25 protein-coding genes are annotated in these 19,996 nt (G+C 69.0%); 13 read left to right on the forward strand and 12 right to left on the reverse strand.

Annotation, left to right across the window (positions count from 1 at the left end; genetic code table 11):
- Positions 1-62: 62 nt before the first annotated feature.
- Genes ACYVE7_RS00895 through ACYVE7_RS00905 form a run of 3 tightly spaced genes read left to right on the forward strand, consistent with a single transcriptional unit; the run spans position 63 to position 2,455 of the window.
- Complete coding sequence (locus ACYVE7_RS00895) at positions 63-713, forward strand: DUF4142 domain-containing protein (protein WP_460362294.1); 651 nt, start codon at positions 63-65, stop codon at positions 711-713.
- 32 nt (positions 714-745) lie between these two features.
- Positions 746-2,017, forward strand: coding sequence for a DUF1996 domain-containing protein (locus ACYVE7_RS00900; RefSeq protein ID WP_460362296.1), 1,272 nt, complete (start codon positions 746-748; stop codon positions 2,015-2,017).
- A 9-nt stretch (positions 2,018-2,026) separates the two neighbouring features.
- On the forward strand, positions 2,027-2,455 hold the full coding sequence (locus tag ACYVE7_RS00905; RefSeq protein ID WP_460362298.1) for an ATP-binding protein: 429 nt from the start codon (positions 2,027-2,029) through the stop codon (positions 2,453-2,455).
- Between the two features lie 63 nt (positions 2,456-2,518).
- On the opposite strand, the gene ACYVE7_RS00910 is transcribed toward ACYVE7_RS00905, so the two are convergent.
- The gene (locus ACYVE7_RS00910) at positions 2,519-3,460 is read right to left on the reverse strand and encodes a cyclic nucleotide-binding domain-containing protein (protein ID WP_460362354.1); all 942 of its coding nucleotides are present in this window, start codon (positions 3,458-3,460) and stop codon (positions 2,519-2,521) included.
- Between the two features lie 6 nt (positions 3,461-3,466).
- Positions 3,467-3,793, reverse strand: coding sequence for a hypothetical protein (locus ACYVE7_RS00915; protein ID WP_460362300.1), 327 nt, complete (start codon positions 3,791-3,793; stop codon positions 3,467-3,469).
- A gap of 696 nt (positions 3,794-4,489) precedes the next feature.
- On the opposite strand from ACYVE7_RS00915, the gene ACYVE7_RS00920 reads away from it, so the two are divergent.
- Together ACYVE7_RS00920 and ACYVE7_RS00925 are read left to right on the forward strand one after the other, a co-directional pair.
- The gene (locus ACYVE7_RS00920) at positions 4,490-5,353 is read left to right on the forward strand and encodes a helix-turn-helix domain-containing protein (protein ID WP_460362302.1); all 864 of its coding nucleotides are present in this window, start codon (positions 4,490-4,492) and stop codon (positions 5,351-5,353) included.
- A 175-nt stretch (positions 5,354-5,528) separates the two neighbouring features.
- Positions 5,529-5,732: a DUF397 domain-containing protein gene (locus tag ACYVE7_RS00925; protein ID WP_460362304.1), complete on the forward strand. Its 204-nt coding sequence runs from the start codon at positions 5,529-5,531 to the stop codon at positions 5,730-5,732.
- Positions 5,733-5,797: 65 nt separating this feature from the next.
- Here the strand turns inward: ACYVE7_RS00925 and ACYVE7_RS00930 are convergent, their stop codons facing one another.
- From ACYVE7_RS00930 to ACYVE7_RS00950, 5 genes are all read right to left on the reverse strand, one after another.
- Entirely contained in the window at positions 5,798-6,286 is a 489-nt protein-coding gene (locus tag ACYVE7_RS00930; RefSeq protein WP_460362306.1) for a hypothetical protein, read from the reverse strand.
- A gap of 4 nt (positions 6,287-6,290) precedes the next feature.
- The gene (locus ACYVE7_RS00935) at positions 6,291-6,881 is read right to left on the reverse strand and encodes a hypothetical protein (protein WP_460362308.1); all 591 of its coding nucleotides are present in this window, start codon (positions 6,879-6,881) and stop codon (positions 6,291-6,293) included.
- Complete coding sequence (locus ACYVE7_RS00940; protein WP_460362310.1) at positions 6,878-7,201, reverse strand: hypothetical protein; 324 nt, start codon at positions 7,199-7,201, stop codon at positions 6,878-6,880. The genes ACYVE7_RS00935 and ACYVE7_RS00940 overlap by 4 nt, the downstream gene beginning before the upstream one ends.
- Before the next feature lie 102 nt (positions 7,202-7,303).
- Complete coding sequence (locus ACYVE7_RS00945; protein ID WP_460362312.1) at positions 7,304-7,705, reverse strand: hypothetical protein; 402 nt, start codon at positions 7,703-7,705, stop codon at positions 7,304-7,306.
- 53 nt (positions 7,706-7,758) lie between these two features.
- Positions 7,759-9,015 (reverse strand): PucR family transcriptional regulator, encoded by a 1,257-nt coding sequence (locus tag ACYVE7_RS00950; RefSeq protein WP_460362314.1) that lies wholly within the window; start codon positions 9,013-9,015, stop codon positions 7,759-7,761.
- 155 nt (positions 9,016-9,170) lie between these two features.
- Between ACYVE7_RS00950 and ACYVE7_RS00955 the strand changes: the two genes are divergently transcribed.
- Both ACYVE7_RS00955 and ACYVE7_RS00960 read left to right on the forward strand, forming a co-directional pair.
- The gene (locus ACYVE7_RS00955; RefSeq protein WP_460362316.1) at positions 9,171-10,676 is read left to right on the forward strand and encodes an MFS transporter; all 1,506 of its coding nucleotides are present in this window, start codon (positions 9,171-9,173) and stop codon (positions 10,674-10,676) included.
- The gene (locus ACYVE7_RS00960) at positions 10,673-10,957 is read left to right on the forward strand and encodes a hypothetical protein (RefSeq protein ID WP_460362318.1); all 285 of its coding nucleotides are present in this window, start codon (positions 10,673-10,675) and stop codon (positions 10,955-10,957) included. Before ACYVE7_RS00955 ends, ACYVE7_RS00960 begins: the two co-directional genes overlap by 4 nt.
- Before the next feature lie 3 nt (positions 10,958-10,960).
- Here ACYVE7_RS00960 and ACYVE7_RS00965 read toward each other — a convergent pair whose 3' ends face one another.
- Positions 10,961-11,950 carry a LacI family DNA-binding transcriptional regulator gene (locus tag ACYVE7_RS00965; RefSeq protein WP_460362320.1) on the reverse strand — a complete coding sequence of 330 codons (990 nt, stop codon included), beginning with the start codon at positions 11,948-11,950 and terminating at the stop codon, positions 10,961-10,963.
- Between the two features lie 102 nt (positions 11,951-12,052).
- On the opposite strand from ACYVE7_RS00965, the gene ACYVE7_RS00970 reads away from it, so the two are divergent.
- Positions 12,053-13,816: an amidohydrolase gene (locus ACYVE7_RS00970; RefSeq protein WP_460362322.1), complete on the forward strand. Its 1,764-nt coding sequence runs from the start codon at positions 12,053-12,055 to the stop codon at positions 13,814-13,816.
- Positions 13,817-13,825: 9 nt separating this feature from the next.
- Positions 13,826-14,407, forward strand: a complete 582-nt coding sequence (locus ACYVE7_RS00975; protein ID WP_460362324.1) for a cob(I)yrinic acid a,c-diamide adenosyltransferase — start codon at positions 13,826-13,828, stop codon at positions 14,405-14,407.
- 4 nt (positions 14,408-14,411) lie between these two features.
- Here ACYVE7_RS00975 and ACYVE7_RS00980 read toward each other — a convergent pair whose 3' ends face one another.
- The 3 genes from ACYVE7_RS00980 to ACYVE7_RS00990 all read right to left on the reverse strand — a co-directional run bounded on the left by ACYVE7_RS00980 (position 14,412) and on the right by ACYVE7_RS00990 (position 15,785).
- Positions 14,412-14,762 (reverse strand): VOC family protein, encoded by a 351-nt coding sequence (locus ACYVE7_RS00980; RefSeq protein ID WP_460362326.1) that lies wholly within the window; start codon positions 14,760-14,762, stop codon positions 14,412-14,414.
- Positions 14,763-14,788: 26 nt separating this feature from the next.
- Positions 14,789-15,265, reverse strand: a complete 477-nt coding sequence (locus ACYVE7_RS00985; RefSeq protein ID WP_460362328.1) for a GNAT family N-acetyltransferase — start codon at positions 15,263-15,265, stop codon at positions 14,789-14,791.
- Between the two features lie 61 nt (positions 15,266-15,326).
- On the reverse strand, positions 15,327-15,785 hold the full coding sequence (locus ACYVE7_RS00990; RefSeq protein ID WP_460362330.1) for an Lrp/AsnC family transcriptional regulator: 459 nt from the start codon (positions 15,783-15,785) through the stop codon (positions 15,327-15,329).
- 71 nt (positions 15,786-15,856) lie between these two features.
- Here ACYVE7_RS00990 and ACYVE7_RS00995 point away from each other — a divergent pair, with 71 nt between their 5' ends.
- Positions 15,857-16,786: a DMT family transporter gene (locus ACYVE7_RS00995; RefSeq protein WP_460362331.1), complete on the forward strand. Its 930-nt coding sequence runs from the start codon at positions 15,857-15,859 to the stop codon at positions 16,784-16,786.
- Between the two features lie 70 nt (positions 16,787-16,856).
- Entirely contained in the window at positions 16,857-17,537 is a 681-nt protein-coding gene (nucS, locus tag ACYVE7_RS01000; RefSeq protein ID WP_460362332.1) for an endonuclease NucS, read from the forward strand.
- A gap of 25 nt (positions 17,538-17,562) precedes the next feature.
- Here the strand turns inward: nucS and ACYVE7_RS01005 are convergent, their stop codons facing one another.
- Positions 17,563-18,453, reverse strand: coding sequence for an oxygenase MpaB family protein (locus tag ACYVE7_RS01005; RefSeq protein WP_460362333.1), 891 nt, complete (start codon positions 18,451-18,453; stop codon positions 17,563-17,565).
- Between the two features lie 64 nt (positions 18,454-18,517).
- Here ACYVE7_RS01005 and ACYVE7_RS01010 point away from each other — a divergent pair, with 64 nt between their 5' ends.
- Positions 18,518-19,099 (forward strand): TetR/AcrR family transcriptional regulator, encoded by a 582-nt coding sequence (locus ACYVE7_RS01010; RefSeq protein ID WP_460362335.1) that lies wholly within the window; start codon positions 18,518-18,520, stop codon positions 19,097-19,099.
- A gap of 74 nt (positions 19,100-19,173) precedes the next feature.
- Entirely contained in the window at positions 19,174-19,956 is a 783-nt protein-coding gene (locus tag ACYVE7_RS01015; protein WP_460362336.1) for a site-2 protease family protein, read from the forward strand.
- Positions 19,957-19,996: the final 40 nt, after the last annotated feature.

Below are 19,996 nucleotides of genomic sequence, written 5' to 3' on the forward strand. Positions count from 1 at the left end.
GAACCACCCGCGACCGGATCGCGTACCGCCTCCCATCGGGACACCTACCGGAAGGAGGCGGAATGAGTACCGTGCGGAGGTTCGCGTCGAGGCGGGGGGTCCGTTCCGTCATACGCCGCCGCTTCAGCGACGAACAGATCCGCATGGCGGCGGTCCTGGTCTCCTGCCTCCTTCTGGCCGGGACCGCGCTCTACATCCTGGTCAGGCCGCCGGCGAGCCAGGCGCTGGGTTCGTCGGCGGCCGTGATGCAGACCAACTGGGGGCCGCTGTCGGACGCCGACATGCAGCTACTGGCCAAAGTGAAGCAGGCCGGGCTCTGGGAGATGCCCACCGGAGAGCAGGCGCAGAGCAAGGCTTCGCGGACGAGCGTCAAAGAGGCGGGACGCAAGATCAACGCTGAGCACGGCGTGCTCGACCAGGACGTCGAGGCCGTGGCGGGCCGGCTCGGCGTGACGCTCCCGACCAGTCCCAGTTCCCAGCAGCAGGGCTGGATGAACGAGCTCGCCGGGCTGTCCGGCGACACCTACGACCGGGCTTTCGTCAACCGGCTGCGGGCCGCGCACGGCAAGGTCTTCTCCTTCGTCGCGACCGTCCGCGCCGACACCGGCAACAGCCTCATCAGGGAGTTCGCCGCCCGGACGATGGTCTTCGTCCAGCGGCACATGGGCTACCTGGAGAGCACCGGCCTGGTCGATTACACGCAGCGTGCCTGACGGCCCTGCCCAGAGCTTCGAGAGAGGTCCACATGCGACGAGCAATCGTCTACGCGGCGCTGTTCGGGCTGCCCGCGCTGACGCTCACCCCGGTCCAGGCGCAGGCCTGGCCCAAGCCGAGACCCTCGGCCACCCAGAACTGGAACGGCGGGAACCAGGGTTGGGTTCCCAACCAGGATCAGATCTGGGCTCCGCCGACCACGGCGCCGCCCGCCGATCCGAACGCGACGGCCGCCCCGACCCAGCCCGCCGACCCCAACGCGCCAGTGGATCCGAACGCACCGATCGACCCGAGCGCACCGGTGGACCCCAACGCGACCGCGGATCCCAATGCGCCGGTCGACCCCAACGCGCCGGTCGATCCGAACGCGACGGCGGCGCCGCCCGTCGATCCCAACGCCACCGCAGCTCCTGGCGCGCCCGCGCCGCCCGCGGCCGTCGCGCCCATCCCCGATTCGGCGTTCGTCGACATCAGGGCGGTGCGCCCCAACCGGGTGGAGCCGAGGACGCGCAGGGGTGGTTCGTCCGGGTCGTTCGTGTCGCGGTGCGGCACCAACCGCAACGGCCACCACAACCCCGACAACTTCATCGTCGCGCCGGGCGTCCGCAACGGCGCCCACCACACCCACGACTATGTGGGGAACCTGTCGACCGATGGCTTCTCCACCGACCAGAGTCTGGCCGCGGCCGGCACGACCTGCCGTGAGGACGACCGCTCCACCTACTTCTGGCCGGTGCTGCGGGTGCGCAACGGCGTCAACGACGTCGGTGAGGACGGCAACGTCGGGACGATCCTGCGCCCGACCTCCGCGACGCTCCGTTTTCGCGGCAACCCGCAGGCCAAGGTGACGGCCATGCCGCGTTTCCTGCGCGTCATCACGGGCAACGCGAAGGCCGTCAGCCAGGCCGGCGCGAACGCCGCCGCCCAGTGGACCTGCAGCGGCTTCCAGAACCGGATCACCCAGAAGTACCCGATCTGTCCGCGCGGCAGCCAGGTGATGCGGATCCTCGACTTCCCGAGCTGCTGGGACGGCCAGAACGTCGACAGCGCCAACCACCGCACCCATGTGCTGTTCCCCGACAAGGCCAGCGGCGCCTGCCCGCAGGGCACCCGGCCGATCCCGCAGCTCCACATGGTGCTGACCTACAACGTGCCGCGCGCCATGGCCAAGGCGATCGCGCTGGACTCCTTCCCCGAGGAGCAGCATGATCCGGTCACGGACCACGCGGACTTCGAGCAGGTCATGCCGGAGCGGCTCACGCAGCGGATCGTCGGCTGCGTGAACAGCGGCCGGAACTGCTAGGCGCCCCAGATGACCGCGACGGCCGACTGGATGTGCTGTAGCGATCTCACGCTGACCGCCGCACTCGACGCCCCGTACTGGGCGCGGCGCAGCACCGAGAACATGCTGGGCGCCTGGCGGATCAGCGACAGGGACGGCGCGATCCTGCTGATGGTGTCGGAGCTGGTGACGAACGCCGTCGCGGCGAGCGGTCCGGCCGATCCGGTCCGGTTGCGGCTGACCCGGCTGACCGATCGGCTCCGCATCACCGTCTGGGACCGCAGTTCGCTCCCTCCGCTGGTCGAGCACGCCGACCCGGAGTCCGACGGCGGCCGCGGCCTGTGGCTGGTGGAGCATCTCAGCATCGCCTGGGGCTGGATGCTGGAGTCGACGGGCGGCAAGTTCGTCTGGTGCGAATACCCGGACGAGTGCACCAACGGCCTGGCCCAGACCGGGTGAACCGCCGCCGGGGACCCCTTCTCGCGGAGGCGTCCCCGGCGGCCCGCCGTCCGCCGAGCCAGCTCAGGGCGACAACGTCCGCGCCCAGGCCGTCGTCCTGGTCTCCTTCACCCTGACATCGATCTCATGAAACCCGTCCCGGTCGGGCAGATGCCGGGCGACGGTCTCGTGCAGTTCGGTCGAGACCACCACCCCGACGCAGACCCCTTCGATCATCTCGGCCTTGAACTCGGGCGCGTCGAGAAGGCGCGCGGTGAGGTTGATCTGTTCTCCGACGACTCCCCAGGGGTCTTCGATCACCGGCCCGATCCCCACCGCGAGCCGCACGGCCAGCCGCCTGCCGGGCGAGGCCCCGGCGTTGTGCGAGGCGAGCGCCTCGGCGAGCTCCTCGGGAAGCCGTTCCAGGAGCGCGCCGGGGATGGTGTCCGCGGTGGCGATGAGCAGGGCCCCATCTCCGCGATCTTCGACATGGCACTCCCCCCAGGGGACGCCGGCGGCGATCAGCACATGCTTCAGTTCGGAATAGAGCACCTGCCTGATGGCGATCCGGTCGAGGTTGGTGCGTTCAGGGTCGTTGAATGAGGAGATGTCGGCCATGAGGATGGGCCGGTACTGCCCCCGGAGCGGGTAGGTCTCCGCGGGACGCTGCTCGGTCATCCGCCGGTACAGGCCGCCCTCGATCTTCTTGACGACCTGAGGGAACAGCTCCAGGAACGCCGTGAACGCGCCCGTCTCGATGACCAGCGCCGTCACCGGCCCGACGGCCACCATCGTCGCCGATCGCGCCGCGGGCTCGAACGCCGCCCGTTCGCCGACCAGGTGCCCGGTCGCGCGCCTGGCGATCGTGCGGATGCCGTCACCGTCGTCGTGGCGGATCTCGATGACTCCACCCCGGTTCACGTACACCCGGTCACCATGGTCGCCCTGGCGGCAGATCATGACCCCGTCGTCGAAGCGCTCGGTCGTGCCCGACCTGGTCAGCGCGTCCTGCTCCGCCGCCGTCAGCCGAGCTCAGAACGGCTCACTCTCCGCGAACTGTTCTTCCGTCCGAGGGCGCTGCTCGAGGACGGGAAGGGTGCTGGCCGTTTCCGGCCATGCCTGCGGCTGGCTTCCCCCGCGAAGAAGGGAAAGCGGCTTGAGATAGGCGTCCGCGACCACGGCGATCAGCCGCAGGGAATCGTCCGCCCTGGTGAGCGTGGGACGAATGTGCTCGATGAGAAGGGGGAGCTCGCTGGTGAGACCGATGACGGGCACCGCGACGATCCCGAAGAGGCCACCGACGAAGAGACCGATGACCCCGCCGAACCATCCACCGGTTCCCCCACTGCCCAGGAACACGATGACCAGAACAGCGGTCCGGCGCGCGGGCCGGTGACCCTTTCCGGCCTCCGCGGACTGCGTCGGAACGGCTGTAACAGGGTTGAAACGGCTTGGCTCTGTTCCACTATGTTGGGCCGCGCCTACAATGGAACCAGCTGAAGAGGGTGTTTGCCCAGCTCGGGGCTCTGGCTCTGAGTGCATGAAAACACCTGCTTTGGTGCTGTGTGGGTGAATCGCCCCTCTTGCTTTGGTCTCAGTTTGCCGACGGAATCCAAAGCCCAAGGTGGGGCGATTTGCTTTTTATCGACATTTCCCGGGAGTGGTCGGTTCCCCTCCCTCGGTGCGTTCTCGCCTGCTCGGTGAGTCCACTTTCGCGATCTCCTGCCACTGCGCGGAGTCACCTCTGCTGGGGTGTAGAGTTGGCCCACTACACTCCGTCACATTCTGCCAGCCAACTGCTTGCCAGGTAGCAAATAGGAACCAGGATGCACGCGGCAGCCTCGAAGCCATGAGGCGTAGGACCACCCAACCGACGCGAACCCCGCACGGCTCGCGTTTACCCCCCCACAAGCCGCGCTGGTTTTCATGTTCCGGTCAAGGTACCGTCCAGTATGCTCTGATACATGGCAAACTGCCGGGTAGCAACATATAGCCCGGCAGACACCGCCAGTCGACGACGGAGGATGGAAAGCGTCCAGTGGGCAAGGTCCCATCGTGGAGAGCGCGCTACTCAGGGAAGAGCTGGTACGCGCGCGTAAGGACGCGGGATTCACTCAGGAGCAGGTGGCGGACGCTCTTGATTGGAGCGCCTCGAAACTGCTGAGGGTGGAAGGCGGAAAGAGTGGAATCACTCGTACCGACCTCACCGCGCTGCTGAACCACTACGGAGTGGTATCGGAGTCGCGCCACGAGCGGCTCCAAGAGCTGGCCCGGTCAGCCCGGGAACGCCCCTGGTGGGCCGACTACCGGGAGTTCGTGAGGGACGCCTATCTGACGTTCGTCGGCTATGAAGCGGGCGCATCCATCCTGCGTCACTACCACGGCGGCGTTTTTCCCGGTCTCCTCCAGCTCCGCGAGTACGCCGAGGTGCTGTCCTGGCCGACGTCGGACAATGCTCGTCCCAGCGGCAACCTTCCGAGCGTCGACCTGCGCATGGAGCGGCAGCGGAGGCTCGCCGGCCGCGAGGACGCGCCTCGGATGCAGTATCTGCTCGATGAGTCGGTGCTCAGGAGGCAGATCGGTGTTCGGCGGGACCCCGGCGTCCAGCAGCGGCAGATTCGCCACGCGGCCGAACTGGCCGCGAACAATCCGCGGATCGATATCCAGGTCGTTCCGTTCGACGCGGGCTTCCACAGTGGGCTCTTCGTCGCGGGCTTCACGCTGCTGGAGTTCGACGGGCCGCTCGACGACGTCCTCTATATCGAGGCCGGGCGTGGTGCCAGCCAGCTCATCACCGGTCCCGATGATCTCGTCACCGACTACCGGTCCTACTACCAGGAGGTGATGGACGAGGCGATGACGCCCGACAAGTCGCTGGAGTTCATGCTGAAGATCGCCGCGGAGCTAGACCAGCTCTGACGGAGGATTTCTCCCGAGCTCGTGATTCCATGGGTGATTCTGGTCAAACGGCTCATAGTCCGGGACAATCGCCTCATGGGATGAGTTGTCGTGTGCCCTGACTCATTTCACAACTGAACAAGCTGCCGTTTGGCTTGACGACAGGGCCCATCGCGAGAAATGGGAGAAGAGCTGGATGGCTGCTCAGCCGAATCGGCACGATGAACTTCCTTGGCTCAGGAGCACCTACTCCACAGAGGATGATGCTTGCGTGGAGGTTGTCAGGGATGGGGCGTTCGTACTGGTCCGGGACTCCAAGGATTCCAACGGCGGGATCCTGGAACTGTCGCCCGGGACCTGGGGGCATCTACTGGTCGGTGCTGGTCGGCGGGCGCACTGATCGGGTCTCGTTCGGGGTCGCACTGGCGCGGCCCCGCTTCCTCCGTCCATGGTCGGACGGGGCGGCTAACGGCCGTAGCGTTCGGGGTCGCAGAGTTTCCAGGCGCCGTTCTGCCTGAGTAGGAAGACCGTGGCGGGCGCCTGTTCGGGACGGCTGACCGTCACCTCGGCGACCTCGCCGGTGATCTTGATCTCGCCGATGGTGAGGGGATGGATCGGGGCCTGCGGGTCGCCGGTGCTGTCGGGGGAGTCGATGTCGTCCTCGACGTTCACCGCCTCCGCCGGGCAGAGCAGGGACAGGAGGGTCACGTTGTCGTTGCGGTCGACGGCCGCGGAGAAGGCGGTGACGGCGCGGCGGATATCGCCCTGGTCACCGCCCCCGTCTCCGCCGTTTCCCCCGCCCCCGCCGGGCTCGGCCCCCGGCCGTCCCGCCAGGAAGAGGGCGGCTGCGACGAGCAGAAGGAGCACCGGGGTGCCGAACGCGACGGCGAGATTGCGGGCCGGGACGTGATGGCGCGGCGGCCTGGGCGGCTGCTGCTGGGGCCAGGGTTGCATCGTCTCAGCCCTTCTGGGTCTTGAGGAGGGCGTTGATGAGCTGCTGGACCTCGCGTTCGGACTTCAGCCTGAGCTGGGCCTGGGCCTGCAGCCATTGGGGGTCGGCGCCCGCGATGAACGCGGAGCTGCCCGACAGCTTCGAGCTGTTGGCCGTCTTGGACAGCCACTGGGAGTTGGCCGGCGAGTTGGCGACCAGCCACATGTTCTCCGGCGTCAGCTTCAGGAAGCCCCGCATCGTGACGAGGCGGCGCAGCGGGATGATGTGGTCGAACGCCACCCCCGTGACGAGACGTCCGTCGGCGTAGGCGGGGTCGGGCCTGCCCACGGTCGGGGGGAGCTGCCCCTGGAGCCGGTTGGTCAGCGGCATCGTGGGCCGGTTCCTGTCGAGCGCGTGGTACATGTCCTTGGCCGCGGACCCGTTCGGCAGTTTCGGCGGGATCCGGTCGACGCGCGTGGTCATCCCGCGTTTGCCGGAACCGTAGAGCAGGTAGTCGTAGGTCTTGGAGTTCGAGCGGCTGATCGCGTCGCGGTCGGCGTCGGTCATCCGGGTGGCCGCGGTCCTGATGTTCGCGACCTGGGTGGCGCTCGGTTTCACGAACGTCGAGCCGGGTTGTTCCGCAGGACCTCGGCGAAGGCGTTGACGCACTGCCGGGCGCGGGAGACGTTCTGGGTCTGCTCGGCCATCAGGCCGCGGGCCCGGGCGTTGTAGGCCGAGACGGCGGCGGCGTTCCTGCGGTCGGGCGGGCTCGCGTTATGCGATCTGATCTTGGATCTGGTCTGTTCCAGCGCGGCGAGGGGCCCCGCGCACATGTCGTCGAAGGGCCCGGCCGCGGTCGCGATCCCCGGGGACCAGGCGATCACGGCGAAGCAGAGCAGGGACGCGAGCAGTGCGCGTCCCCGGGGTGTCCGTGCCATTGCCGCTCCCTCAGCCGATCAACATCACGTAGATGTTCCCGGCTATCTGAGGGTTTCCCGTGCGGGGCGGCCGGAGTCGGCCAGGTGGTGCTGATCACAAGATCAGTGGCCGTGGCCGCCCTGCGCGGGGGCGGGGCCGTGGTCCTCGCCGGCGACGATCGTCCCGCCGACCTTGCCGCGGAACTCCAGGAGCTGCTCGTCCGTGCCGACGATCACCCAGCGCGGGCCCTGGAGGTAGCGGCCGCCCCACGGCTTGGCCTCCGTCAGCCACGACGACTGCGCCTCCTCGGTGGAGAAGGTCAGCAGCACGTACTTGCCCTGGCCGGTGCTGCACTGGCCCTGCTTGAGCTCGCTCGCGCCGAGCTGGGGTTGGAGCTTGCACCCGGTTCCGGCGGCGAGCTGCTCGAGCGTCATCGGCTTCGCCTGCGGGCCCGGCTCGTCGCGGTGGAACGAGCACGACGCGACGGTCAGCAGGACGGCCCCGGCACAGAGATAACGGATCATGCGCTGCTCCTTGGTGGACTGCCCCGCGGTACGCGGCCGGCGGCCCACCCGGTTCAGCGGTGGGTCTCGTGGAGGGCGATCGCCGTCAGCAGCTCGACGAGGTCGGCGATGTGCCGGGGGTTGTGGCCGGTCCGCTCCTGGATCCGCTGGAGCCGGTACTGGGCGGTGTTGTGGTGGACGTTGAGCTCGGCGGCCGCGTGCCGCAGATTGAGGTCGGCGTCGGCGAACGCCCGGATCGTCGCGGTGAGGGTGCCGCCGCGCTGCCGGTCGCTGTGGAGCAGTTCCCGGACGGCCGGATCGACGAGATGCCAGGCCGTCGGGTCGGCGCGCAGCGCCAGATACCGGAACGGGGACAGCAGCGGCAGCGCCGTCACCCCGCCTTCGGGGCCCGATAGTTCGAGCGCGAGCCTGGCCTCGGCGTAGGCGCGCGGCAGTTCCGAAGTGCCCTCGGTGATCGTGCTCATCCCGATCGCCAGCCGGACGCCCTGCCCGGCCAGCTCCGCCTGGACGGAGGTCAGCGCGTCGCTGAGCCGCCGCGGATCGGATCCGGCGCGGACGGCCGCGAACACCACGATCTCCTCGTGCCGGGCCGCGACCAGCGGCCGCTGGTCGGTGACGCCGACCCCGCCGAGCGCCGCTGACGTCAGATAGAGGTCCTCACCCGCGGGCGCGGGAGCACCCGCCCCCACCGCGACGATCACCGCGACGGACGCGCCGGGCCCGATCCCGTGGGCGCGCGCCAGCTCGGTCAGGGGACGTCCGGTGACAGGCCGTCCGGCCAGCAGGGTCTCCACGAGGTCGCGCCGGTGCCGGTCGTCCTCGGTGATCGCGGACCGCTGGTATTCGAGGTAGCCCTGCGCGGCGGCGTCGCTGAGCATGTGGGTGAACCGGACGAGCTGCGACGTCAGCTGGATCACGGCCCGGTCGCCGGCCGGGGACGGCTCGGCGTACTCGGCGATGGCGTTCCAGTAGACGCGCTGGGTGATCCGGAATCCGTGCTGGTAGGCCTCCAGCGAGATCCCGCGCTGCGCGATCTTCGCGGCGAAGGTGCGGGGGGAGAACACGACGTCGTGCCGGGTGAGCCTGCGGTCCTCGATGCTGGCGGTGGACGCTCTGGTCGCGCCCATCGTGAGGGTGTCGCGGACCTCCTTGAGGAAGTCCTCGGGGACGCCCGCGAACGCCGGGATCTCCCGGCACATCGCGTCGGCGATCTGCTCGCTCAGCGCGACGGCGTTCTCATAGATCCGCTGCGCGATGCGGAGGTACTCCGCCCGGACCGCGGCGTCGTTGTCGCGAGACGCACCCTCCATGGTCTGGATCGTCGTCCGCAATGGGAACTTTCGTCAATCAAAGGGACAGAAGTGAAGAGGATTGTGTGCGGAGCACAATCCTTGGATGCCGGGTTTGGGTGGTGTGCCTGATGTCACATCGTCCGTCCCTTCATAACCTGGCGCGAGGAGGTGACGTGGTGTCAGCGAAACACGCCGCTTCGGGGTGGAGCGGGGCGCAGAGACCGGATCTGACGGCCCGCCGCACGCTTTACCGTTATCCGGCCACGGCACAGCGGTACAGCTACCTGTCGATCGCGGTGGCCGCGACGATCGTCCTCTACTACGAGCTGTACGTCTTCGGAGGGGTCGCGCCGCTCGTCCTCGCCCACTACGAGATGTCGTTCCTCTTCTACGTCAACATCCTGGTCGTCGCGAACCTCATCGGGGCGTTCGGTTCGCTGGCCGCCGGTCTCGTCGACCGGTGGGGGCGGATCAACATCGTGGTCTACGGGCTGGCGGTGACGGCCCTGCTGTCGCTGCTGACCCCGCTGGCCGAGACCAAGACCGCTTTCGCGCTGATGATGGTGCTGGTCAGCCTGGTCGAGGGCGCCGTGCTGGTGGCGACCCCGGCGCTGGTCCGCGATTTCTCCCCGCAGCTCGGACGGGCGTCGGCGATGGGGTTCTGGGCGGTCGGCCCGGTCGTGGGCAGCCTCATCGTCAGCTTCGTCGCCAACCGCACCCTCCGGCTGTTCGACGACTCGTGGGCCAGCCAGTACTACCTGGTCGGCGCGGTCGGGCTGGTGATGTGCGCGGTCGCGTACTTCGGGCTCCGCGAGCTGTCGCCCGCGCTCCGCGACCAGGTGCTGGTCTCCAAGGAGGATCGGCGGGTGCTGGAGGTGCACGTCCAGACGGGCAGTCATCGGATGCGCAGCGCGGTGCCCAGGTCATTCGTACTACGTCCCGACATCCTGCTGCCCGCCGCGGGCATCTCGGTGTTCCTGCTCGTCTACTACGTGGCGATCGGGTTCTCCACCCTCTACCTGACGACGCTGTTCGGGTTCTCCACACACGAGGTGAACGGGCTCAACAGCTGGTTCTGGTTGGTCAACGCCGTCACGCTCGTGGCCGTCGGTGCGCTGTCCGACCGGCTGCGGGTGCGCAAGCCCTTCATGGTCGCGGGAACGTTCCTGACGATCCTCAGCACCTGGCTGCTGCTCCAGCAGGCGGCCGACCGCTCCGCCGGCTGGGGCACGATCGTGCTGATCCTCAGCCTTCTCGGCCTCGGCCTCGGCACCGCCTACGTGCCGTGGATGGCGGCCTTCACCGAGACCATCGAACGCTGCAACCCCGCGCTCATCGCGCCCGGCCTGGCCATCTGGGGCTGGATGGTGCGGATCAGCGCCTGTGTCTCGTTCTTCCTGCTGCCGATGATCGTGCCCAGTATGGACGTCCTGGTCGACCCGACCGCTGCGCGTGCCGACAAGGCCCGCGCCCTGCTCCAGGCACCCGCCCAATGGCAGCACTGGTGGTGGGTCTGCATCATCGCGCAGGCCGCGTTCCTGCTGCTGATGCTGCCGCTCGCCGGGCGGTGGAGCAGCCGCGCCGCCCGTGCCGACCTCGAGGCCCACCGCCGCAGGATGCGCCGCATCCTCCAGCCTTCCCCGCTCGCGACCAACCCGAGTACCTGGAGCGACCGATGATCGTCAACCCGGCCCCGCCTCCCCTCGACGACACCACGGGCCCCGCCGAGGTCGCCCTCGGCCCCGCCCACGACGACGAAGCCGACTTCGGCGCCCTGCGGGCCGCCGAGATCAACGCCGCCGAACGCAACTGGCACGTCATGTACGGCCGCGGCTCCCGCTCGTTCTGGGCGTTCCCCCTGTGGGACCCGGGCGCCCGCCTCATCCTCGAGGACGTCGACCCGCACCGGCTCCGCCGCCTCATGCACGAGGCGGAGGCCCGGCACGCCCCCGGCCTCTGATCCCTACGGGGTCGCGGCGCGCCTTGCCGTCGACGCACGGACGGTGAGGCGCGTCGGCAGGTCGGGATGGACGGTGCCGGGCGCGCCGTCGAGGGTCTCGGCGAGGGCGGCGACGGCACGGGCGATCGAGTCGGCCGGGCGCAGGGACAGCGTGGTGACCGGGGGAGTGGTCCACGCGTAGGACGGGTCCTCGCTGCACGTCGCGACCAGGAGATCGGCGGGGACGGACAGGCCGCGTTCCCCGGCGGCGGCGAGCACGGACCGGCCGCAGCCGTCGAACAGGCCGTAGACGGCGTCGGCTCCCGCGTCGAGGAGTTCACGGGCGGCGGCTTCGCCCGCGGTGTCCTCTTCGGTGATGTGGCCGAGGAGCGGTTCGGCGACCGTGTCGAGGTAGGCGTCGATGGAGCTCTGGGTGTAGTGGTCGGTGCCGTGGCCCGCGATCAGCCCTATCCGGCGGGCGCCCTGGCCGCGCAGATGCGCCACGACCTCCCGGACGGTCGCGGCGTGGTCGTTGTCGACCCAGGAGTCGCGCGGGCCGAGCTCCGCCGGGCGGCCGTCGAACGCGATCGGGATGCCGCGCCGCCGCAGCGCCGCGACGGCCGGATCGTCGCGCGGGCTGTCCAGGATGACCACGCCGTCGGCGGCGACGGTGTGCCACTCCTCGTCGGCGAGCGCGGCCGGCAGGACGGTCAGGGCGTAGCCGTGCCGGTGGGCGGCGGCCGTCGCGGCGGCGATCATCTCGGCATAGTAGGCGACCTCGCTGAAGGTCCAGGAGAACTCGCCGTAGGTGGTGACGGCCAGGCCGAGCACCCGGGTGCGGCCGGTGCGCAGAGCCCGTCCGGCGGCGTTGGGCCGGTAGCCGAGCCGGTCGGCGGCCTCCCTGACCCGGCGGCGGGTGGCGTCGGAGACCCGGCCGGTGCCGTTGAGTGCGTTGGAGACGGTCGCGGTGGAGACCTCCGCCGCCCTGGCCACCTCCCCGATCGTCACCCGCATGGTCTCATTCTACGGAATCAGTGGAAACGGTCAGGTTTCACGGTTGTTTCCGTAGGTTGATGGCGATTGTGGTTAATGGATTAATCGTCCACGCTCGCTTCCATGCGAATCAGGACCCTCGTCACAGGCGGCGCCATGCTGGCGTTCGGCCTGGCCGTACCCGCCACCGCAGCTTCCGCCGCCACCGGCGCCGACCTGGTCATGCGCCACGGATCGGTGGAAGTGGGCAAGGACGGGAAGCGCGCGCAGGCCGTCGCCGTCCGCAACGGAAAGATCGTCTACGTCGGCGCCGACACCGGCGCCAAGCGGTACATCGGCAAGAAGACCAAGGTCGTGAACCTGCGCGGCAGGACCCTGATGCCCGGCATCCAGGACGGCCATCTCCATCTGACGCCGAAACTGCCCGTCTGCGACCTGAACTACCAGTTCCTGAGCGTCCCGGACACGCAGAAGTTCCTGCAGAAGTGCCTGGACGACGAGAAGGCCAAGGGCAAGACCGACAACGACTGGTTCAACGTCGTCAACTGGGACCTGCCGGGCATGAAGCCGGCCGGAACCGTCCCGACCAAGGCCATGCTGGACGTCCTCAAGACCAAGCGGCCGATCTTCATCTTCTCCGACGACGGCCACAACGCCTGGGTGAACAGCCGGGCGCTGGAGCTCGCCGGGATCACCAAGGACACCAAGGACCCCAAGGGCGGCGTGATCGTCCGGGACGCCAACGGCGAGCCCACCGGGTACCTCAAAGAGGACACGGCGATGCACCTGGTCCGCTCCAAGATCCCGCCGGCGCCGCTCGCCGAGAGGGTCGAGGGCCTGCGCACCACGCTCGCCTACGTCACGGCCAGCGGGCTGACCGCCTACCAGCCGCAGCTCCTCACCGAGAACGACCTGCAGGCGTGGAAGTACCTCGCCGACCGGCGCGAACTGCCCGGACGGGTCGTCGGCGCGCTCAACCTCGACGCCAACGACGCCTACGCCGACCTGCCCGGCACCCTGAAGAAGATCAAGGCGCTGAAGAAGAAGTACGAGGGCCCCAACTTCCAGATCAAGGCCGTGGGCGAGATCTTCGCCGACGGGGTGATCGAGTACCCGAACCAGACGGCGCTGCTGCTCAAGCCGTACCTGGTGAAGAACTCCAAGGGCAAGTGGGTGCCCGGCAAGACCCGCGGGCCCGTCCGGGTGAAGCAGGCGCACCTCAACAAGGTCGTCGCGGCGCTCGACAAGGCCCACTGGCAGGTCCACATCCACACCATCGGCGACGGCGCGGCCCGTGAGGCGCTCAACTCCTTCGCCTACGCGCGGAAGAAGAACAAGAACAAGGCGCAGCGGCACATCCTGGCGCACGCCCAGCTCGTCCACCCGGCCGACTACAAGCGGTTCAAGCAGCTCAACGTGATCCCCTCGGTCGCCACCCAGTGGGCCGAGAAGGACCCGTACACGATGGACGCGCTCAAGCCGTTCATCGGCACCGAGCGCTGGAACCGGCTGTACCCGTGGCGGTCGCTGCTGAAGGCGGGCGCGCGGCTCGCGAACGGCTCGGACTTCCCCGTCGACGCCCTCAACCCGATGGGCCAGCTCCAGCTCGCCGTCACCCGGACCAACCCGGCGCCGGAGGCGGCGAAGTACAGGGGCCCACTGAACGCGGGGGAGCGGATCACGCTGTCGCAGGCGATCCAGATCCACACGCTCAACACCGCGTACCTGCTCGGGCTGGAGAAGACGTCCGGCTCGCTGGAGGTCGGCAAGCGGTTCGACGCGATCGTCCTGTCCAAGAACCTGCGGAAGATCAAGATCTCCAAGGTCGGCGGCGTGACGGTGACGGCCACCCTGGTCGGCGGCGAGCTCAAGGCCGGCAAGCTCTAATCTGAGCGCATGAGTCGTGACGAGAACCCGGTGGTCCTGTCGAAGATCTACACCCGGACGGGTGACGACGGGACCACCGGTCTCGGTGACATGAGCCGGACGCCGAAGACCGACCCCCGGCTGGCCGCCTACGCCGACGTCGAGGAGGCCAACGCCGCGCTCGGCGTCGTGGTGACCCTCGGCGGCCTGCCCGACGCGACCACCGCGGTGCTCCGCCGGATCCAGAACGACCTGTTCGACGTGGGCGCGGACCTGTCTACCCCGGTCGTCCCCGATCTGGGGTACGAGCCGCTCCGCGTCACCCAGCCCTACATCGACCGGCTGGAGGCGTGGTGCGACGAGTACAACGCCGACCTGCCGGTCCTGCGCAGCTTCATCCTGCCGGGTGGCACCCCCGCCGCCGCCTACCTGCATGTCGCGCGGACCACCGCCCGTCGCGCCGAACGCACCACCTGGTCGGCGATCGAGGCGCACGGCGACTCCGTCAACGGCCTGACCGCCCGGTATCTGAACCGGCTGTCCGACCTGCTCTTCATCCTCTGCCGGGTCGCCAACGGCGGCGACGACGTCCTGTGGAAGCCGGGCGGCTGACGCCTCAGTGGTGCTGCACGATGTTGAAGACGTTGCCGTCGGGGGCGCGGACGAAGAACCGCCGGACGCCCCACGGCTCCGTGGTCAACGGGTGCACGATCTCGTACCCGCGCCGCCCGGCCTCCTCGTAGGCGGCTTCGACGTCCTCGACCTTGATCGAGACGACGGGGTTCTCGGGCGCGCTGGCATCGCGGGTGACGAGCTGCAGATGCGCGCCGGTCTCCGGTGAGGTGAAGCGGGCCACCCACCCCAGATTGAACTCCTCGGTGCTCAACCCCAGGTAGTCCGCGTAGAAGCCGCCGGCGGCCGCGATGTCGGCCACTTCAAGGTCGGCGATGACGCTGATGACGCGCATCCTCGTGCTCCTCAGTCTCAGAAGGCTCAGACCGAGCGGGCCATCAGGATGTCGTCGACATAGCGGCCGTCGATCAGGAACTCGGCCCGCAGGATCCCCTCGGTGGTGAAGCCGACCTGCTCGTAAAGGCGCCGGGCGGCCGTGTTCACCGACAGTACCCGCAGCGTCAGCCGTGACGCCCCCTGCCGGCGGGTCTCCTCGCAGGCCGCTTCGAGAAGGCTCCGCCCGATGCCGCGCCCGCGCACCGTCTCGTCGACCGCGAACCCCTGGATCTGCCGGACGTGCGCGCCGCTCGGCAGCAGCACCGGCTGGACCAGCCGCAGATACCCGACGAGCCGCCCGTCCCCCTCGGCGACCAGGAAGTGCTCCGGCAGATGGAACCGGTCAAAGAAATGCGGCCCCTTCACCGGCTGCGGCGCCACCGAGTTGTCGGGCGCCCAGGTCCGCCAGTCCAGATCGGCCAGCGCGTGCTCGTCCCCGGGCAGAGCCTTGCGAATCCTCACGTCAGCCACCCGCCCAGTCTGCCGCATCGCCCACCACCCCGCCGCCCGTTTTGCCCCCCGCTCACACGGGCAGCGGCGACGGCGCCTTGATCTCCTGAAGATGGAGGAGCGTGGTGATCCGCTGGGCGCCGTGCAGCGAGAGCTTGAGCAGGACCCGCTGCAGATCCGGGACGTCCCGTGCGGCGATCAGCAGGATCATGTCGATCTCCCCGGCGACCCCGTCGGCCGACAGCACCTCCGGCATCGCCCGCAGGGTCTCGGCGAACGCCCGCTCGACCTTGGGCGTGTGGTGCGTCAGCGTGATCGTCACATAGACCTTCAGCGGGAACCCGGCGAGCGGCGGATCGAGCTCGGCCGTGATCCTCCTGATCACTCCGGTCTCCTTCAGCCGCCGCACCCGGTGCAGGGTCGCGGCGGGCGACAGCCCCACCAGCCGGGCCAGCTCGACGTTGGTCCTGCTCGCGTCCTGCTGGAGCTCGGTCAGCAGCCGGCGGTCAATTTCATCAAGTGAAGCGGTCACTTCACCGAATATAGTTGCGTGTTCATGCTCTGACCCCGTGTTTTCGACGGAGCGTTCCGCATCCTTGAGGCATGAAGACGAACCGTTCGGCGACGCTGCTCGCCCTCACCGCCTCGGGTGCCCTGTGGGGGGTGACCGTCCCCCTTACCAAGATCGCCGTCACCGGCTGGGGTCCGGTCTGGCTGACCGTCGTCCGTTTCGCCCTCGCCGCCGTCCCGCTCCTCCTGCTGGTGAACCGTGCCGCCCTGCGCCGCGCCCTGTCCCCGGGCGTGGTGTTCTGGGGGGCCGCCGGCTACGGCGCGGTGATCGTCCTGCAGGGTCTGGGCATCCAGCGGACGAGCGTCGCCCATGCCTCCCTGATCATTGGTTTGACCCCCGTGCTGGCGGCCGTCGCGGCCGTCGCGCTGGGCCGTGCCGTCGTGGGCCGCACCGCCTGGACGGGCTTCGCCCTGGCGTTCGTGGGCATCGCCCTGGTCGCCGTGGGCGGCGGGGGCTCCTCCTCGGTCGCCGGCGATCTTCTGGTGCTGCTGAGCGTGCTCCTCAGCGCGGCGTTCGTCGTGGCACAGGACCGTCTCCTCGAAGGCCGCGAACCCCTCGCCGTGACGGCCGTCCAGTTCTCCGCTGCCGCCCTCCTGGCCGCCCCGATCGCGTTCCTCTCCGAGGGCCTTCCGACGATCCCCTCCGCTCCCGCGCCGCTGCTGGCGGCGGTCGCGCTGACCGTCGTCGGCACTCTGCTGCCCTACGCGCTCTTCGCCTACGCCCAGACCAGGGTCTCCCCGGCCCTGGCGGGGGCCTTCCTCAACATCGAACCGCTCGTGGGTTTCGCGGTCGGGGTGGTCGCGTTCGGCGATCCCTTCACCGCGCTCCACCTCACCGCCGCGCTCTCCGTCCTCGTCGGCCTGGCCCTGACGGCTCTGCCGACCCGCCCGGCCCGTCCGCGCCCCGTCCCCGTCGTCGCCCTTCGCCATGACGACCCGGCCGAACTCTGCCGGGCTGCCTGACCGCTCTCCTCTCGGGGCTGTCGGGCGGTAGTGGGGGCGAGCGGTCCGTTCGTTTGGGAGACTGGGGCTCATGCGTCTGGTGATTGCACGGTGCAGCGTTGACTATGTGGGGCGGCTGACGGCCCATCTTCCGCTGGCCACGAGGCTGGTGTTGATGAAGGCCGACGGGTCGGTGTCGATTCATGCGGATGATCGGGCGTTCAAGCCGTTGAACTGGATGAACCCGCCGTGCAGCGTGAAAGAAGAGGCGTACACGGAGCACGACGCCATCGCCAGGTGGACGGTGACGCACGGCAAGTCGGGCGAACAGCTCATCCTGACGATCTTCGAGATCCTGCACGACCACAAGCACGAACTGGGCGCCGATCCCGGCCTCCAGAAGGACGGCGTCGAAGCGCACCTGCAGGAACTGCTCGCCGAGCACATCACGACCCTCGGCGACGGCTACCGCCTGATCCGCCGCGAGTACCCGACGGCCATCGGCCCCGTCGACATCCTCTGCAAGGACGCCACCGGCGGCACCGTCGCCGTCGAGATCAAACGACGCGGCGAGATCGACGGGGTGGAGCAGCTCACCCGGTACCTGGAACTGCTCAACCGGGATCCGCTGCTCGCGCCCGTCAAAGGCGTGTTCGCGGCGCAGGAGATCAAACCGCAGGCCCGCGTTCTCGCCAACGACCGCGGCATCGACACCGTCGTCCTCGACTACAACGCCCTGCGCGGCATCGAACTCGACGGCACCCTGTTCTGAAGCTCGGCGCGCATACCGCCGGAGGTCAGAGGCGGGTGGGCGGGGTGTAGGGGGTGTTCACGCGGGTGTGGGCTTCGATGATGGGGCGCCAGGTGACGCCGTAGCGGAGGGTGCGGGTGAGGGCGTGGCCTGCGGCTCTGGCCGCCAGGGGGGCGATCGGGGTGCGGGGGGAGAGGCCGAGGAGGGTTTTCGCCCATGGCGGGAGCAGTTCCGTGGCGGCTCGGCTGAGGAGCTGGCTGCCGAGCTGGGTGGCCTTGTCGGAGCCGTAGGCGCCGCGCAGGAAGCGGACCGCGTGGAGGGTCTCCTCCGAGACGGTCAGACGCGGGCGCATCATCGCGAAATAGTCGGCGATGTCGGACCGTGAGCTCGGGACGTCCGTGGCGCCCAGCTTCTCGGAGATCACCGCGTAGTCGGCGAAGTAGCGATCCAGGTCGGCGCCCTTCAGCGGCTTCGGGTGGTAGCGGACATGGGCGCGGGCCGCCGAGTACGCCTGGGTGACGCCCGTCCAGATGATGTCCGCCGAACTGGTCGCGCTGTAGGGGCGGCCGTCCGGCATCGTCCCGTGGACGCGTTTGTGCATCGCCCGGATCGTCCCGGTCAGCTTCTCGGCGACGGGGGTCGAGCCGTACGTCACGCCCATCACGAAGCTGGCCGTGAAGCCGAGCCGTCTGATCGGGTCCTGCAGATAGTCGGAGTGCTGGTTGGTGCCGTGCGTGACGGGCTCGTTGAGGGTGCCGAGCAGCAGGCCGGAGACGCCGCCGAGCACCCCGGACACGTCGCCGTGGACGTACCAGATCGCCGAGCCGGGGCCGAAGAGGCCGGGATCGCCGATGGGTTCGGTGTACTGCTCGCCGGGGAGATGGGCGGCGGCCAGCATCGCCCAGTACGCGTCGTCGATCGCCGATCTCGGGTTCATAAGCGAATACTTACACGAAGATGAGACATCTGCCAAGATTCGTCTCATGCCCTAGGGTTGGCCTGTGTCAAGCCATGATCGGATCGTCGATGCCGCGCAGGAGTGCTTCACCCGCTTCGGGGTGGCCAAGACGACCGTCGAGGACATCGCCCATCAGGCCGGAATGTCCCGCGCCACCCTCTACCGGAACTTCGCCGGCGGCCGCGACGAGCTGATCCTCGCGGTGTTCCTCCGCGACGTCGAACGCTTCCTCACCGCGCTGGCCGCGCGGCTGAGCGAGATCCGCGATCCGGCCGCCGCCGATCTGGGTGAGGCCGTCATCGACGGGATCATGGAGGGCGTCGCGTTCGTCCGCAGCGAACCGCGCATCGCCACGCTGCTGGTCCCCGAAGCGGTCGCGCACACCCATGTCGCCGTCAACCGGGCGTTCGAGCGGGTCCTGGACCTGTGCGCCGCGAAGATCCGGCCGCCGTTCGAACTGGCACGCGCCGCCGGGCTGATCCGTCCCGAACTGGACGTTGAGGGCGTCGTCGAGCTGCTGTTCCGCATGATCGCGTCGCTGAGCCTGTCCCCGCTCGACCGGCCGGACGCCGAGACGCGACGGTTCCTCCGGCTCCATGTCGTCCCCGCCTTGATCCTCACTTGATGTTCAGGCGGTAGGTTCGAACCGTGGGAGCAGTCGAAAGCCGAGCGAACCAGCGCATCAGTCCGATTTTCCTTGTGATCGTCGGGCTCACCGCCGTCTTCGGCCTGATGGCCTGGCGTTATCTGGACGTCCCGTCGAACACGGCGCGGATGTCGGTGTTCGCGTTCGTGGTCTGCGGTTGGATCGTCTCGCTCTGCCTGCACGAGTGGGGGCACGCCTACCTCGCGCACCGGTTCGGCGACCACTCGATCGCCTCGCGCGGCTATCTGACGCTGGATCCGCGCAAGTACGCCGACATGACGCTCAGCCTGGTGCTGCCGGTGCTGTTCCTGCTGATCGGCGGGATCGGCCTGCCCGGCGGCGCGGTCTGGATCGACCAGGGCGCGATCAAGGGCAAGTGGCGGCACAGCCTGGTCTCGGCGGCCGGCCCCCTGATGAACCTGCTGTTCGCCGGGGTCATCGGCCTCGCGCTCACGGTCGCGGGGCCCGGAATGTCGGTCGAGGCGTTCCTCGCCGACGATCACAAGGTCTTCTGGTCGGGTCTGGCCTTCCTCGGCTTCCTGCAGGTGACGGCGGCCGTGCTGAACCTGCTGCCCGTCCCCGGCCTCGACGGGTTCGGCATCTGGGAGCCGTATCTGCCGCGCAAGTTCGTCCGGAAGGTCGCGCCGCTCAGCGGCTACCTGTTCCTCGGGCTGATGGCACTGCTGTGGGTTCCGGCGGTCAACGCATGGTTCTTCGGCTTCATCTACGAGTTCCTGGGCTGGTTCGGCATCAGCGATCTGGTGTCGGCGATGGGCGGCAACGCCTTCACCTTCTGGGAGCGGCTCTCGCAGCTCTGGTCGTACCGTCTCGGCTAGCGGACCCCGTCTAGCGATCGGTGCGTAAGCGGTGATTTAC

The sequence above is a fragment of the Actinocorallia lasiicapitis genome, from assembly GCF_054778695.1.